This is a genomic window from Acetobacter sp. P1H12_c (assembly GCF_018811975.1).
GTDB lineage: Bacteria > Pseudomonadota > Alphaproteobacteria > Acetobacterales > Acetobacteraceae > Acetobacter > Acetobacter persici.
Genome location: NZ_JACRVR010000026.1, coordinates 28,317 through 44,504 on the forward strand (window position 1 = coordinate 28,317; position 16,188 = coordinate 44,504).

At 52.4% G+C, this 16,188-nt stretch carries 14 protein-coding genes; 9 read left to right on the forward strand and 5 right to left on the reverse strand.

Annotation, left to right across the window (positions count from 1 at the left end):
* The first annotated feature begins 278 nt into the window (after positions 1-278).
* The 6 genes from KP699_RS11950 (at position 279) to KP699_RS11975 (ending at position 7,809) form a co-directional block, all read left to right on the forward strand.
* Complete coding sequence (locus KP699_RS11950) at positions 279-1,139, forward strand: LysR family transcriptional regulator (protein WP_215762781.1); 861 nt, start codon at positions 279-281, stop codon at positions 1,137-1,139.
* Between the two features lie 96 nt (positions 1,140-1,235).
* Positions 1,236-2,735, forward strand: coding sequence for a carbohydrate porin (locus KP699_RS11955; protein WP_252347019.1), 1,500 nt, complete (start codon positions 1,236-1,238; stop codon positions 2,733-2,735).
* Between the two features lie 46 nt (positions 2,736-2,781).
* Entirely contained in the window at positions 2,782-3,993 is a 1,212-nt protein-coding gene (gene oxlT / locus KP699_RS11960) for an oxalate/formate MFS antiporter (RefSeq protein ID WP_215762783.1), read from the forward strand.
* Complete coding sequence (locus KP699_RS11965; RefSeq protein ID WP_215762784.1) at positions 3,993-4,949, forward strand: bile acid:sodium symporter family protein; 957 nt, start codon at positions 3,993-3,995, stop codon at positions 4,947-4,949. Before oxlT ends, KP699_RS11965 begins: the two co-directional genes overlap by 1 nt.
* Positions 4,949-6,541 carry a gamma-glutamyltransferase family protein gene (locus KP699_RS11970; protein ID WP_215762785.1) on the forward strand — a complete coding sequence of 531 codons (1,593 nt, stop codon included), beginning with the start codon at positions 4,949-4,951 and terminating at the stop codon, positions 6,539-6,541. Before KP699_RS11965 ends, KP699_RS11970 begins: the two co-directional genes overlap by 1 nt.
* Positions 6,542-6,669: 128 nt before the next feature.
* A complete protein-coding gene (locus KP699_RS11975; RefSeq protein WP_308164922.1) occupies positions 6,670-7,809 on the forward strand; it encodes a porin in 1,140 nt (379 codons plus the stop codon).
* Positions 7,810-7,946: 137 nt separating this feature from the next.
* Here the strand turns inward: KP699_RS11975 and KP699_RS11980 are convergent, their stop codons facing one another.
* From KP699_RS11980 to KP699_RS11995, 4 genes are read right to left on the reverse strand one after another with little or no spacing between them, the layout of a single operon-like run.
* Positions 7,947-8,153, reverse strand: coding sequence for a hypothetical protein (locus tag KP699_RS11980; protein WP_215762787.1), 207 nt, complete (start codon positions 8,151-8,153; stop codon positions 7,947-7,949).
* Positions 8,154-8,183: 30 nt separating this feature from the next.
* A complete protein-coding gene (locus tag KP699_RS11985; RefSeq protein ID WP_215762788.1) occupies positions 8,184-8,840 on the reverse strand; it encodes a methionine ABC transporter permease in 657 nt (218 codons plus the stop codon).
* Positions 8,821-9,864: a methionine ABC transporter ATP-binding protein gene (locus tag KP699_RS11990; protein WP_215762789.1), complete on the reverse strand. Its 1,044-nt coding sequence runs from the start codon at positions 9,862-9,864 to the stop codon at positions 8,821-8,823. The genes KP699_RS11985 and KP699_RS11990 overlap by 20 nt, the downstream gene beginning before the upstream one ends.
* 27 nt (positions 9,865-9,891) lie before the next feature.
* Positions 9,892-12,348, reverse strand: a complete 2,457-nt coding sequence (locus KP699_RS11995) for a TonB-dependent siderophore receptor (protein WP_215762790.1) — start codon at positions 12,346-12,348, stop codon at positions 9,892-9,894.
* A gap of 189 nt (positions 12,349-12,537) precedes the next feature.
* Between KP699_RS11995 and KP699_RS12000 the strand changes: the two genes are divergently transcribed.
* Together KP699_RS12000 and KP699_RS12005 are read left to right on the forward strand one after the other, a co-directional pair.
* Positions 12,538-13,581, forward strand: coding sequence for an isopenicillin N synthase family oxygenase (locus KP699_RS12000; protein WP_215762791.1), 1,044 nt, complete (start codon positions 12,538-12,540; stop codon positions 13,579-13,581).
* Positions 13,574-14,419: a MetQ/NlpA family ABC transporter substrate-binding protein gene (locus tag KP699_RS12005; protein ID WP_215762792.1), complete on the forward strand. Its 846-nt coding sequence runs from the start codon at positions 13,574-13,576 to the stop codon at positions 14,417-14,419. Before KP699_RS12000 ends, KP699_RS12005 begins: the two co-directional genes overlap by 8 nt.
* A 498-nt stretch (positions 14,420-14,917) precedes the next feature.
* On the opposite strand, the gene KP699_RS12010 is transcribed toward KP699_RS12005, so the two are convergent.
* Entirely contained in the window at positions 14,918-15,922 is a 1,005-nt protein-coding gene (locus tag KP699_RS12010) for an FAD-dependent monooxygenase (RefSeq protein ID WP_252347020.1), read from the reverse strand.
* A 94-nt stretch (positions 15,923-16,016) separates the two neighbouring features.
* On the opposite strand from KP699_RS12010, the gene KP699_RS12015 reads away from it, so the two are divergent.
* Positions 16,017-16,188 (forward strand): transposase (locus KP699_RS12015; RefSeq protein WP_215762796.1); only part of this gene is annotated, 172 nt, incomplete at its 3' end.

The following is a 16,188-nucleotide window of genomic DNA, read 5'->3' on the forward strand; positions in this document are numbered from 1 at the left end:
ACGCCTGTGGCCGTATTCTCATTCCGAGACCTTAAACCCTTGCAAAGACTTATAAATGGCTTGAATTTCTTTTTTGTATACAAAAGAGAAATATCTGCATCCAAATTCAGACTATAACCAGTTTAATATTGGATATTTATAGTTCTGTAATAACACAAAAATCACATTAAGTATTTTTTATAGTCCCTTCATTTCCACAATGTATCGTTTTTCCTTGACGGAATCATATCTATATCGCACCAATCGGATATGACGATTCCACTCGGATGTTTATCTATATGGTCGATAAATCTAATCTAGATCTGCAACATCTCCGTTCTTTTCTGGCTGTTGCAGAGACACTCCATTTTACATCCGCAGCGCATCGCCGTGGTGTGAGCCAGTCGACCATCAGCCTGCATATCAGCCGTCTGGAAGAGGCTCTGGGTATTTCCCTTCTGTCCCGCTCAACCAAGGTGGTGGAACTTACAAGCTCCGGGCACGCGCTTATTCGGCTGGCGCAGGATGCCCTCCAGTCTCATGACCGTATTTTTCAGTTGTCTGAAAAACTCGAAACGCAGACACAGATAAGATTAGGTTTAACAGAAGATCTTATTCTTTCCGATCTCCCTTTATTACTAAGAAATTTTAGAAAAAAGAACAATAAGACGCAGGTTAGTCTCGTCACCGGGTTAAGTCATGAATTACGCGACCGGCTTGGAACGGGAGAGATTGACCTCATGTTTGGCATGCAGGCTCCGCACGAAACGCACGGCCACTTACTGTGGCAGGAGAGCCTGAAATGGTACATGCATCCAGAAGAAACGCTCGATAAGGAAAACTCCATACCTCTGGTGGTATTTCCAGAAGGGAGTGTTACGCGCCGGATAGCGCTTGAAACCCTGAACCGGCACAAAATCCGCTGGCATATCGCATTTTGCAGCGACAGCCTCAGCGCGCTGCTCGGCGCCGTCAAAGCGGGGTACGGCTGCACCCTGCAACCCGGTTTTCTCCAGAGGAGTGCTCTGGCGTCCCCCATTGTGATGCCAGATTTACCAGATGCCCCCTCTGTTGGTTTTGTCGCACTGAACAACAAGCAGGAGTTCAGTTCTCTTGAAAACACGCTGATCCAGTCAACAAAAGATGCCTTTCCCGGCTGATATCAGCACATAAAAGCAGGCTCACTTATGATCGTGTTCAAACACTCCCCAGGCCCTCTGTGTTCCGGCGTCCTGCTGTCCGGTATGGCTTTTCTGATGGCCCCCCTTCCCTGTGCGGCAGCAGATCAGAATGATCTTGCTGGCTCTTCCAACATTGTTGTGCACGGGAAAAATTCCGATGATGCACAAGCCCGCAGCATGACAGATCCGTCCGTGCCGGCCTATGTTCCGTCCATCAATACGCCTGCCGGTGTTCCTTCTGCGCCTTCCGCACAAAGTGCCCATTCCACCGCCCCGCAGCCCTACCTTTTTTCCATGCACACACCGCCTGTTAGGGATGCGGGAAAATATCTCTCCAAAAATGGCGTGTATATAACAGGCTGGAATGTTTCCGAATATTCAGGCGTTCCGGCTGGCGGTATAAAACACGGCTCATTTTTCAATAATTTTGCAGGAATTGGGCTCGATCTGGATATGCAGCGGATAGCCCATATTCCGGGGGCAAAAATCCATTTTCTGGCAGATGACGTCGCCGGTCAGGGGCGTGCCGGAGGCGCTACGGGGTCCAGCTGGGGCTTTGTGTCCTATTATGGTAATCATAATGGTTTTCAGGTCCGGGAATTCACATGGGATCAGGCTCTTTTTAACAACCGCCTCTTCATTCTGGCTGGCCGCTCCATGCCTAAAGGCGGCGAGTTTGATGGGTCAGAACTCTATTGCATGTTCCCCTCTTTCCTGTGTTCTGTGCCGACAACCCTGACCGTTAACGGCTCCATGCCTTCGTTCGTTACATCGTCATGGGGTGCGCGTTTCCTTTATAAACCCACAGAAAAAACGTACATCAAGACAGGTATCTGGGAGGCTGAGCCCTGGCTGAAAACCACCAACCATAATAGCTGGCCCGGCCCGGACTGGGGTTTTGATAAAGCTCAGGGTGAATATATTCCAACCGAGGCAGGATACCGCACAAACTTTACCAATGACCTCTATCCCCGCGCGTATGATCTGGGGTTTGTGTACGATACAGCCAGCTATTCTGACCCTCTTTACAACAATCATGGCCAGTCGCGCCCGCTTTATGGCGGAACAGCCATGAACCGCAGAGGCCGCACCCAGCTCTATCTTCAGGCACAACAGATGATCTGGAAGCCTGATGAGCACGGAACACGTGGGCTTATCCTGTTCGGCGCCGCCAACCTCATGACATCAGGCAACGCGGCCATCAAGGATGGTTTTGTCGCGGGTCTGTTTGACTGGGGGCCATTTGCCAGCCGCCCCCGTGACTATTTTGGTCTCGTTGGCCAGAGCTTCATCTGGGATCACCGGTTTGTTGAGGGCATGAATGACACCCTGACAGCGCACGGCCATCATGCCCGATGGGCAAAACAGGAAACCATGGTGGAAGTAAACTATGGTCTGAATATTGCACCGGGCGTGATGTTCACACCCTATTTTGAATATATCTGGAACCCCGACCAGCTTGGACGCAAAACCATTCTGCCCAACCTGAACACCGCCGTGCAGGCCGGTGTGATGCTGAACGTCCAGTTCAGCCCGGCTTTTGGTCTCCCCACCCTGCATCGTACACGCAACTAGTCCGCATGTCTGAACCGAGCGCCACTTTCCATAAAGGATACAGAAAATGATCGCAGCAAAATGGCGGCAGATGATTGCCGGTCTGGTCTGTATGGGAGCCATTTCCTCCCCACAATATGTCTGGACCCTGTTTACACCGGTGCTCAAAACCGATTTCAGCACGAGCGCCGCAGCCCTGCAGATTACCTTTTCTCTGCTGATTGTGCTGCAAACCCTGTTTTCGCCCATTCAGGGCTGGATTGCGCGGCACGTTAGCCCGCGCAACCTGATTATGGCCGGCATTGTTCTGACGGGTTTGAGCTGGGTGGCCTCGGCACAGGTCCACTCCCTCACCATGCTCTACCTGACCTATGGCGGGCTTGGCGGGGTTGGCACAGGCATTGTTTATGTCGGCATTGTTTCGCTTCTGATGCAGTGGTTTCCCAAAAACCGGGGCATGGCTGCCGGAGCCGCAGCCGCAGGCTATGGCATGGGGGCCATGCTGACCACCTTCCCCATCTCTCACCTTCTCGCCGCGACGGACTGGCGGAATACCATGATGGTGTTTGGCGTTATCATGGCGGTTGTGGGTGTTGTTGCAGCCTGCTTCCTGAAAGTGCCGGAAAGCGTGTCCACCCCTGATGCGCCGGAAGCCACAGGATATCTTACCTCTTACGTCGTCAGAACACCGCTTTTCTGGCTGATGTTTTTCATGATGGCGACCATGGCAACATCCGGTCTGATGGTCACCTCTCAACTTGCTCAGATCGGAACGGATTTTGGGGTCGCCCACCTTACCATTCTGGGAATGGCGGCCTTGCCGCTGGCCATGACGCTTGATCGTATTGCCAATGGTGTCACACGCCCGTTGTTTGGCTGGGTTTCCGACCATCTGGGGCGTGAGCAGACAATGGCGTTTGCGTTCTCTCTGGAAGCGCTGGCTCTGACATGCTGGCTCGCTCTGGCAAACCACCCCGTCGCTTTTGTCCTGCTTTCCGGCATTGTGTTCCTCGGATGGGGTGAAATTTTCTCCCTTTTCCCCGCGACGCTGACAGACACGTTTGGCACCCGTGACGCCTCGCGCAATTATGGGCTACTCTATATGGCGCAAGGCGTGGGAGCCGTCTTTGGGGGGCCGCTGGCTGCCTGGCTGCATCAGGCCAGTGGCAACTGGCATATGGTGTTTGCGCTGGCCATTGGTGGTGATCTGCTGACAGCTTTTCTCGCTCTTGCGGTCCTTCGCCCCATGCGCCGCCGCTTCATGCAGAGCGCGCCGTAATGCGGAAGCTCGACCCTTTTCTGACAGCCCTTATTGGCGCTGTCCTGCTGGCAACCGTGCTCCCCTGCAAAGGGAACGCCACCCGTGTGCTGGAATATGTGACAGATGCCTGCATCATGGTCATGTTCTTTATGCAGGGTATCAAGCTTGAACGTCACGCCATTGTACACAATATGCGCAACTGGAAGTTGCAGGGGCTGGTGCTTGCATGCACGTTCCTGCTCTTCCCGTTATTGGGTATCATGCTTCATACGCTGGCACCCGGCTTGCTGGACAGCACGACATGGCTGGGGGTGCTGTTTCTGTGCTGCCTTCCCTCAACAGTTCAGTCTTCTATTGCCCTTACGTCTCTTGCCAACGGAAATGTCGCGGCGTCCATCTGTGCGGCGACCCTCTCCAATATCGTGGGGATTTTTGTCACCCCGGCTCTGGTTTCCGGCGTTTTGCACACGCAGGGCGTCTGGTCTGCTCAGGCCATCACCGATATTGCCGTGCAGCTTCTGCTCCCCTTCGTAGCCGGGCAGCTCCTCCAGCCTGTTTTGCATAAATGGGCGCATCGCAACAAAAAGATCCTCTCCATTACAGACAGATCTTCCATCCTTCTGGTGGTTTATACCGCCTTCAGCCATGCTGTGGTTGAAGGCATCTGGTCTAAACTCGATTTTAAGAGCATTGCTGCCCTGATAGCTACGGATGCCGGACTACTGCTCCTTGTGGTACTGATCACCCTGTTTCTCGGGAAAGCCTGCCGTTTTCCTACTCCGGATGAAGTCTCGCTTATTCTTTGCGGGTCCAAAAAGTCACTCGCCTCAGGTGTGCCTATGGCTAATGTTCTCTTTCCTGCCTCCGTGGCTGGCTTCATTATCCTGCCTCTGATCCTCTACCATCAGATTCAACTTTTTGTTTGCACACTCATCGCCCGCCATTATCACGCCAAACATATTTCGGACGCCTGATGCTTCATACATTTCATGCTACACGCGGCATGGTGACATCCCCGCACCATCTCGCCAGTCAGGCGGGGCTTGATGTTCTCAAAAAAGGCGGCACCGCGCTGGAAGCCGTCGTTGCCACATCTGCCACGCTTTCCGCGGTATATCCGCACATGACCGGTCTTGGAGGAGACGCTTTCTGGCTTATTTCCTACCCGGATGGCCGGACCTGTGTGATTGATGCCTGCGGGGCTGCGGCAGCTAACGCCTCCCTCTCCCTGTATCAGAGTGCCGGACATACAGATATTCCGTGGCGTGGCGGACTTGCTGCCAACAGTATGGCAGGCGCGGTTTCCGGCTGGCAGGAAGCCCTTTGCCAGAGTGCCGCTATCAAACCCGGTCTGCCTCTGTCAGAACTGCTGAAAGACGCGATCTATTACGCCGAAGCAGGTTATGCCGTCTCAGACAGTGAAGCCTCCCTCCTAAAGGAAAAGAACGCCGAACTGGCCCATAATCAGGCTTTTATGGCTGCTTATGCCGGACAAGAAGCACTCATGAGATGTGGCGAAATTCGCCGTAACCCTGCTCTCGGGCACACCTTGCGGTCTCTGGCCGAAGACGGGCTGGAAAGCTTTTATACAGGAGGCATCGCGCACGCTCTGGCGCATGACCTTCAGCAGGCAGGAAGCCCCCTGACGCCTGACGACTTTGCGCGCCACAAAGCAACACTGACCGCCCCCCTTCAGGCCAGCATTCACGGGGCTACGCTTTACAATACGCCGCCCCCAACACAGGGCGTTGCATCACTGGCCATTCTCAGGCTGTTTGATCAGCTTCACGCACCAGAGGCTGAGAGTTTCGCGCACATTCATGGGCTGGTTGAAGCCACTAAAAAGGCTTTTCTTTTCCGCAATGCGCATGTCGGGGACCCCGCGTACATGACTGAATGTGCGCAAAGCTTCCTCAATGATACGGAGCAGATGAAGAGCCTTGCCGCCAGCATTGATATGCAGCACGCCATGCCCTGGCCCGCGCCGTCCCAGCAAGGTGATACAACCTGGATGGGGGCTATTGATTCAAACGGCATTGCAGTCAGCATGATCCAGAGCCTGTATTTTGAATTTGGGTCAGGCGTGTTTCTGCCGGAAACAGGAATACTCTGGCAGAACCGTGGATCATCCTTCCGCCTTGCGGACGAGGGCTGGAACACTCTTAAACCCGGACGGAAGCCGTTTCACACGCTTAATCCAGCAATGGCCCGCTTTCATGACGGGCGATGCATGGTGTACGGCACCATGGGCGGAGAAGGGCAACCCCAGACACAATCGGCCATTTTTACGCGCTACGCCCGCTATGGCATTCCGCTGCAACAGGCTGTAACGGCCCCTCGCTGGCTTCTGGGGCGAACATGGGGCACGGAAAGTGTCTCGCTGAAAATGGAAAGTAATTTTTCCGAACCCCTTATCCAGCAGCTCAGGCTGGCAGGGCATGATGTAGAACTCGTCTCTCCGCTCTCCTCTCTGATGGGTCATGCCGGAGCGCTTGTTCGCCACCGGTGCGGTCTTATCGAGGGAGCCGCCGACCCCCGGAGTGACGGTAGCGTTGCCGCGTTTTGATACGGGTTCCTAAAAAATTCTGGCCTTGTTTCAGGAGGCTACCGCGTGGAGCGCATGTTCCACGGCAGGTAGTCTTGGGCCTGTCCTGCGCAGGTGTTGGGATTTCGCTGTTTAACGCACCCACTGGTGTGGCTGGCACAATCCCGACATTTACGTTTAACGGCATCACCATCAAACCCTATGCAACGGACCAGTTAGACATTGGTGGTTTCCCGCAGACAAATCAGCCTGTGCCGGGTGTTGGGGCGCGTGGTGGCCGTATTCGGAATGGTGCCCGCGTTACCATCCACAATCAGGTTGAGTTGGGCGGCATATGGGATTTTGGCCCTGCTCCCGGTGGGCAGATGCGCCTTTTTGAAGGCCAGATCAGCTATATCGGCCTCAGACATTTTGTGTTTACCGCTGGTATTTTCAAACCGAGCTTTGGGCTTGAATCTATGCAGGCACAAGGTGATACAGCTTTCATCGAACGCTCCAGTATTTCCACCATTACGCGCAATATTGCCGCTGGTATTGAACGACAGGCTGTGCAGATAGAAGCTCACGGTAAGAGATACCATCTGGCACTCTCCGGTACCGCCGGGACGGCTGGCCCGGGCGAAAACGGTAACCAGCGCGCTCTTGTTTTCCGGCTGGTGGGTGTGCCGGTCCGCACGCGAGATCTGTTTTTTCACGTTGGATTTTCCGGGGAATGGGTTTTCCGGGTCGCGCATAGTCCCGGACAACAGCCCACTGCGACATTTTCTGATTATCCAGAAATGAATGTTGGGCTCACCTCCAAATATCTGAACACTGGCAAAATAAACCTTCGGGATGTCGGCGCCTTTGGGCTGGAAGCCGCCGCCGCATGGAAACGTCTGCTTTTTCAGGGCGAGGCTTACGAGATTGTTGCCAATAAGGCCGTGGAAAACACGACGCAGAAGCTGCATTTTTCAGGCTGGTATGCTCAGGCCAGCTATACTCTGGTCGGAAAACCCCGTAGCTGGAAATCCAGAACGGCGGCTTTTTCTTCCCCAAACTGCGCAAAACACCAGAACTCTATGTGTAACGGAACCGGAATTCTGGAGGCCTCTGCGCGCTATTCAGAAGCCAGTCTAAAATCAGCCTCCGTCGATGGGGGGCAGCAGAAAGCATGGTCTGCCAACCTGAACTGGTGGCCAATGGATATTTTAAAAATTGCCCTGCAATATGAATATGGCACAATCAAAGGCGGCCGGTTTCCAGAAAATTTTCACGCTGTTCTTTCTATGATCCAAATAAAATTTTGAAGCGTTTGAGAGAACGACCTTCCCATTCAAACCCTGCCAAGAACCTTCTCCGGACCATATTGTCAGTTAGCTCTGATGATAGCAGGACGAGGGTTGAACGGCAGCAGAGAAGGCTCATTTCAGGATGCTATGGCGTATCACAAATACTTATAAACTTCTTCATCCAGACAAAAAATCGCTCGGAAATTTTTTGTTTTCCTTGGTATATGCAATAATATTCCAAGTATTTCATCTGTTTTTTGGCGGAGAAACTGACATGCTTTGCGATCGTCAAGATTTTCCATGAGCAGATTAGACTGCAAAGGAACGTGCATACTCTTTTTTAAATAAAGATTTTTATTCAAAAACACATTCCTTAGACGTCGCAAAAACAGTCATAAATTTTTTCTAAGTTTAGCAGCTACAAAATTGCCAGAAACTTGCACAATTATCGTGATCAGTACAAGTATCCCGACTATCCAGAGCATCATGCCTGTGTTGAATCTCTGATAGCCATAGCGGATAGCAAGGTCGCCTAATCCGCCAGCGCCAACAACACCCGCCATGGCAGAGGCGCTGATCAGGGTGACCACCGTAACCGTCAGGCCTGAAATCAATCCCGGCAGCGCTTCTGGCAGCAGCACAGACCATATGACTTTCAGGCGCGTTGCACCCATGGAGCGTATGGCTTCAATCAGCGCCGGGTCCACGTCTTTCAAAGACACTTCAGCAATGCGTGCAAAGTACGGAATAGCCGTGACTGAAAGAGGCACAATCGCAGCTCCCGTTCCAAGGGCTGTTCCAACCAGAATACGGGTAAACGGGATAAGCAGGACGAGAAGAATAATAAAGGGGACAGCTCTGGTCAGATCAATAATAAAGCCCAGCCCTTTGCGTATAACAGGTGAAGGCCATAAACCGTTGGGTGCTGTTACAGTCAGAAGGAGCGCGAGTGGTAATCCAAAAATGACGGCAATGGCAGCAGAAGCAAAAACCATTTCCAGCGTTGCCAGCGTCGCCTTCAGGAACAGATCAAATACCTGATGGGACATAGCCAAGCACTTCCATTTTCTCGACGTTCTGCACAAGCCAGTTCAGGGCGTTCTCATCGTCCCGAGAGAGAATAATGAGATGTCTTGCGCCTGTATCAGAATAATTTTCGTTCAAATCTACTCTCAACACGTGTGATGTAATAGAAAACTGCTCATAAAGAGCCGGAATGAGAGACGTGAATAAGGCGCTTTCTGCAACCGTTACACGCAGTGCCGGTAATCCTCCATGCGGTTTTTCGCTCTGCAGAACAGACAGTCGCTGGCCTGAAAGAACGTTCTGCTCTTCTCCTTCACAAAACTGGTTTAAGGTACGCTTCTCTTTTGTGCCTGAGAAATCTTCTATGCGTGCATCTTCTATAATGCGCCCCTGCTCTAAAACCATGACACGGCGCGCAAGGCGATGGATCACATCCATTTCATGGGTGATCAGCACAATCGTGATGCCAAGTTCCTGATTGATCTTGCTCAGCAAAGCCAGAATGGATGATGTTGTTTCCGGGTCCAGAGCCGATGTGGCTTCATCGCACAGCAGGACCGCCGGATTTGTGGCAAGTGCCCGCGCAATCCCCACCCTTTGCTTTTGGCCGCCCGAAAGCTGAGAAGGATGTTTATTTTCATGCCCTTCCAGTCCAACCAGCCCTATCAGTTCCTGAATCCTTGCGATGCGCGCTGATTTGGGAACCCCTGCAACCTCAAGAGCCAGAGAAATATTGCCCCACACATTACGGGATTTAAGCAGGTTAAAATTCTGGAAAACCATGCCAATCCGTCGGCGGACTGCCAGAAGTTCCTTTTCTTTCAGCCTGCCGATTTCTTGACCTTCAATAAAAACGTCTCCTGCATCCGGGGTTTCCGCGCCGTGCAGGCAGCGGAGCAGAGTTGTCTTCCCTGCCCCGGACCGCCCGATAATCCCGACAATATCGCCTGCCTGTATGGAAAAACTCAAATCCTCCAGCACAGAGCTGCCGCCAAAAGCTTTATACAGCCGGTCAACTCTTAGACTCTCTGTCAGACTCTCAGCCATGCGATTTCTCTAAAAACGTGACGCTGTTCATATTTTTAAATCCGCACGCAGATAGTAAAACCCGCGTTCTTCTGAAAGCTGCTGACTAAGCGTATCATAGAGGTTGTTGTTATAATCTGCCGTGAAAGACGGCACCCGGCTCGGGTAAGCATTTCCAATATTGTTGCCACCCAAAGCCAGATGCAGCTGAGGCAATACCTGATATCCCACCTCAAGATTGGTCACAAAGCGCGGGCGGTTGATCTGATGATAAAACTCTGTGGTGGAAAAGGCATTGGGCCCAGAGACAAACGTCAGGTTTGACGTTGTGTGGCCATAGCGAATTTCATGCACAGCCACATCCCATTTCCCCAATGTCCACCGGCCGCCAAAAATAAGCTTGTTTGATGGGTTTTCCGTCGACATCAGGCTGATCTGCTGAGCATTCAGGACAGGATTGCCCTCCCCTGTCTGAGCAATATCCTTGACTTTGGTATGATTGAAATTAACGGCTGCATCCCAGTCCACCTTTCCAAACCGGCCGAAATCCGTGGCGTAACGGGCAGTGATATCAAGGCCCGTCGTGCGCGTGTTGGCACCGTTCGTAAAGTAATTTGTACTGACTGCAGATTCATCTCCGGCAAACCCGGATGTATTCACCCCGGCAGCCGCGTAAGCCTCAATGGCGCGTGCCCCTGAAGCATATCCTCCATCAACAATCCGATGTTTGATTGAAATTGTGTAAGCATCAACATTGATATGAAGCCGTGGCAACGGGTTCAGGATCATCCCGACGCTGAAATTTGTTGATGTTTCAGGACGCAGCCCCGGAGAACCTAAGGCGCGTGCCGCTGCGGAGTTCGCGGCAATTTGCCCCGTTGCGTAGTTCGGGCTGGAAATGAAAGCAGCAAAATTCTGCTCAGCAAGAGTAGGTGCCCGAAAGCCAGTGCTGGCTGTCCCACGGAACCCGATATATTTGTTGATATCATAGCGGCTGGAAATTTTGCCGGTCCGTGCATTCCCGACGTCATTATAATGCTCAAACCGACCGGCAATATCCACCCGCCAGCGCGAGATAATTTGTGTCGACAAATCAATATAAGCTGCGGCCACATGTCTGGCGGAATTAACCGCGTTTTCTGGGGTTTCTCCCTGGTAGCCCTGTGCCCCGCTCAGATAATATGACAACGGCTCCCCGGCCCCGATCGAATAGGTGTCTCTGCGATATTCTCCCCCAAACGCAATATTCAGAGGTCTGTAAAGAAACGGCAGATCAACACCACGCCGGATATCGAGGTTATTTGTCCATTGCTGATTGGAGTAATTGCCCAGATAAAAGCGGGACGGTGAATAACCGGTTTCTTTGTAGGCATCCGCATTGGCTGAGTTATAGTCAGCCAACGTATCGTGGTCTCCGCCAATGGTGGAACTGAGATCCCAGTCAAAGCCGTATAATTTTTTGCCGCGGAACCCTAACGTAAAACCATAATCATTTTCAGGCATTGTCTCCACAGGTTCAAAACCATTCGGATACATGCCCTGAAGCCCGTCGGCTGCCGCCGTGCTTGGCGCGCGTAAATAGGCCCAGCGTTCAGCATCCCGATGTGTAAAGGTGCCAAACCCATAGAGTTCAATCTGATCTGTCAGATGATAGCCGAAATTCGCCTCGATTGCTTCCCGTGTGACCTGCGGCTGGCCAGTCGCAAGGTCATTATTACGGCCGGTTCTGGGGTCAATCCCTGTTCTCTGGGTGCGATCCTGATGCTTGAATTCTGCGCTGATATTCACATAGCCACGCTGGCCCAGAGCAAACCCCGCGTTCAGGTTTTCCCCTGTCGTAAAGCCATCTCCGGCAGCATATCCGCCGTTGGTGGCTTGCATGTGCAGACCGTGGCTGTTTGATTTCAGGATCACATTGATAACGCCTGCAATGGCGTCAGATCCATACTGGGCTGCGGCGCCATCCTGCAGGATTTCTATGTGGTCAATGGCCGAAATTGGCAACATGTCTAAATCAACAGGCGTCGTGCCCTGCTGGGAAGATGCGTCGACAGCAATGGCTGCTGTTGTATGGCGTCTTTTTCCGTTGACCAGCACCAGTGTCTGATCAGCATTCAAACCACGCAGGCTCAGAGCATCTACGACTGACCCTTGATCTGACCCATTAACTTCCCGGCTGATGGACGGAGAAAGCTGGACAAGAGCCTCCCGGATATCCGTCATACCTGTTGCTCTGAGCTGATCCCCGCCAATAATGGTGATCGGACTGACACTTCTCGCCGCGGTTTGGGACGGATCACGCGTTCCTGTAACAATCACCTGTTCAGGTTCATCAGAGGCCTCATGGTCTGATTGTGTTGTACGGAGCGTATCTCTGACAACAGCCACCTTCTGAGAACGCGCGCCTTTATCAGAAGGATTTTGTCGGCTTCCGCTGTCCGCAGCCAGAGCGGTCGAAGCAGACAGACCAAAAACAATCGGTGCCAGAATATAACCACGCATCATTATAGTGTTTTCCATAAATAACTTTAACACAATTATTCCATGTGGAATTACGAGTCAAACAACGAATAATTTATGGATTTTTTATATAATGCGATTTAATATGCATTAAATAGGCCCGTCAGAGCCTGACGCCGGTTTCGGCCACGGTCTGACATCTGGCAAATACATTAAGCTGAAAGTAATCAACGCATGACGCGGACTGCTTATTCTCTGCCGACCATCGATCTTTCGCTCTGGGACAAAAGAGGAAAGCCCGACGCAGCTTTTCTGGACTCACTGAGGCTTGCTGCGCATGAATACGGCTTTTTTTACCTGAAAGGGCATGGAATTTCCTTGTCCCTCAATGCTGAACTGCTCCGGCAGGCACAGCACTTCTTTTCTCTGCCTTTGGAGCAGAAAGAGCAGATTGCCATGGTTCATTCCCCGCATTTCAGAGGATATAATCGTGCGGGACTGGAGCTAACGCGCGGCAGGCAGGACTGGCGTGAACAGATTGATATCGGCTCTGAAAAAGCTGCTCTGACAGATCTTGAGGAGAAGCCCGCCTATCTGCGCCTTCAGGGGCCTAATCAATGGCCTGAAGCCCTCCCTGATTTCAAAAAGACGGTTCTGGCCTGGCAGGAGCAAACCCTCAATGTGCTGCGCCAACTTCTCGAAGCGCTCTCCCTGTCTCTGGCACAGGATAAAACAGCCTTTCATCCGGTTGTGAATGACTCGCCCTATCTCCTTTTAAAGCTGATCCATTATCCGGGCTCTCAAAATAATGATGAAGGTCAGGGCGTCGGTCCGCACAAAGACAGTGATCTGCTTTCTCTTATCTTACAGGATAACGAAGGCGGCCTTGAAGTTGAGCTGGCGTCCGGGCAATGGCTCAAGGCTCCGCCACAGCCAGACACGTTTATCGTCAACATCGGTGAACTGCTTGAAGTCGCGACCAGCGGGTATTTCAGGGCAGCCATTCATCGTGTGGTCAGTCCCCGATCGGGGCATGACAGGCTCTCGGCCGCATTTTTCCTTGGCGCGCAACTGGATTCCACAATCCCTATCCTGCCTTTGCCGGAATCCCTCACAAAATCCAGCATCGGGCTGACGCAGGACCCAGAAAATCCGCTTTTCTCCCAGATTGGCCAAAACACCTTAAAGGGCCGCCTCAGATCGCATCCGGACGTCGCAGCCCGCCATCACAGTGACCTTCTTTCTCCGGCATTACCGAAAGTTCTCGACCATGCGTAATGTGTTCTCTACCTCCCTTTCCACCACACAAGGTCGTCGTTTTAATCGTCGTGCCGTCCTGACGCTTCTGGCTGCGACACCGGTCATTCTGTCATCCGCCGCCAGAGCACAGTCTCGCCCGATACGGGTTGGAATCCTCTCCGGTGAGGATGAGGATATCTGGCATATTGTTCAGGAAAACGCCCGGACTGCCGGTCTGGCCATTGAGGCTATTCCGTTTTCTGAGGGAACGCCGATCAATGCGGCGCTGGCGGCCGGAGATCTGGACGCGAATGCTTTCCAGCATGGTCCTTATCTTCAGGCACAAAACACGGCTCTGGGTGCCCATATTGTCCCGGTCGGTAATACATATTTCGCACCAGTCGGGTTTTATTCCAAGAAATGGCCAAGCCTGTCTGCCCTCCCGCAGGGTGCAACAATCGGCGTTCCCGCAGACCCGACAAATGAAGGGAGAGCCCTGAAGCTCCTTCAGTCCTTAGGACTCTTAAAAATTGCAACCGTACCGGATGGAATGCCCACGGCGCTGGATATTGCGGAAAACCCCAAGTCTCTGACAATTAAAGAGCTGGATGATCCTGTTCTGGCGCGATCCCTGCCCGATCTGGATGCCGGGGTGGTTATTACGGAATGGGCGTATAAAGCCGGGATTGACCTCAATAAAGAACGCCTCGCGCGCGAGAGTATGGAAAATAACCCCTACATCAATTTTATTGCGGTGAATGAGAACAACGCCCGTGCACCATGGATACAGCCGCTCGTGAAAGCCTTCCAGCAACCCAATGTGCGGGAAAAACTGCTTGAAGCCTATCATGGCGCAATTATTCCATCATGGAGTTAAATACATAGTGCACTACAAGGGGCGCAGGATACTGAGTAGGCCGTTTTGTAAGACCAGAGAAACACCACTTACGGCTCAGTCACTGTGATTTTTATAGACAATATCAAGAATAGTCTGGCATTTCCCCTTCCAGTATTTTTTTAGAGAGCGAAAAATTCTTTCGTCCTCGCACTGAGTCACATGGCAGCGCATGAAAAGAAGATGCCGACTGGCTTACACTGAAAACATTTCCCGGAGCATGGATGATAGCGTCAGCCATGCTTTTCGGTGCCCTGTCTGTCGAGTTCTGTCCTTTAGGCAGTTGGCACCACAGACAAAAGCCTCCTTTCGGCACAATCCACAGGACTATTTTCAGAGGCTTCCGTTTGCACAGGACCACCTTGCAGGATTTTTCCGATCGTCCCTGAATTTCCAGCATGTGTTTGCGATAGCGTTCAGCCTGCGTGAACTATATTCTGGGGTGACCTGGCAAAATGCGTCTCACGCTCGTAACAGCCCCTAATAATTCACTAAACTGATTGCGGAGTGAGCCGCCGGACGGCGGTTGTCAAAAAACGCACCAGTGCCGTTGCGTGCGATCTCAGCCAGCATCCTGTCTCGCATGTCGATATCTGCCTGAGTGCGCGGCAGGAAAAACGCCCCTCGCCCATCAGTTGCCAGTGCCTGATTTGCTTCGACAAAGGGCCTCAGGGCGCGTTCATATGCTTCCAGTCCAGCCGATGTATCCTCATGCGAAGCAAGCTCTCCTGCAAGAACATAAGCACCGACAAGAGCAAGGCTGCTTCCCTGCCCGGACCGGAAAGACGGTGCAAAAGCGGCATCGCCTAGCAAAACGACAGATCCTCTGGACCAGTGCGGCATACGGATCTGACTGACACTATCAAAATAAAGATCGTCAGCCACCTCCATCTCTTTCAACAGACGCGGCACTTCCCAGCGCATACCGGCATAAGTTGCCTGTATTAAATCCAGTTGCCCCCTGACTGTGCGCGGGGCTCCCTGATCAGTCATGAATGTCAGAAATCCGAACATCCTCTGACTATCCTGAACCGCAAACAATCCCGCCACACGTCCGGGTTCTGCATGGAAAATACCGCCATGTGAGAGACCCTGATCATTTTGTAACGAGAAGAGTGCGAAATCAAAGCCGAGATCATGACGGAAAAGATCCTCAGCCCCGAAGGCAAAACGCCGCGTGCGGGAGTGGAGCCCATCTGCCCCAACAACAATGTCGTAGCGTTCACGAATGCCACTGGTGAACCGAATATCCACCCCCGCACCGTCATCGTGCAGCGTGTCTATTGAGTCATTGAACCGATACCGGACGTTTCCTTGCCGGGACGCGTCATACAACAATGTTGCCAGAGCTCCCCGAGGTAACTCGACGTCCCTTTCATTGCTACCAACGGCATCATAGACAGGCACGGAGCCAATTTCACGTCCGTCTCCATCAACAAATGTCATCAGGCGGGTGTTGACGTGTGCCGCACGGATTTGTGGCAATAATCCCATCCGTTCGACTAGGCTCAGGACCTATTAATTTATTGAACTGAGCGAACGGTTATGATTCACAGGCTTACCGATGGAGGGTGGGCCTGTGAGTGATGTGTTTATGCTGTCTGAGAGCCAGATGAAGCGGATTGAGCCGTTTTTTCCTCTGGCGCACGGCGTGCCACGCGTGGATGACCGGCGTGTTCTGAGCGGGATCGTTTATGTCATCCGTAACGGTCTTCAGTGGAAAGACGCTCCGAAAGCGTATGGTCCGCACA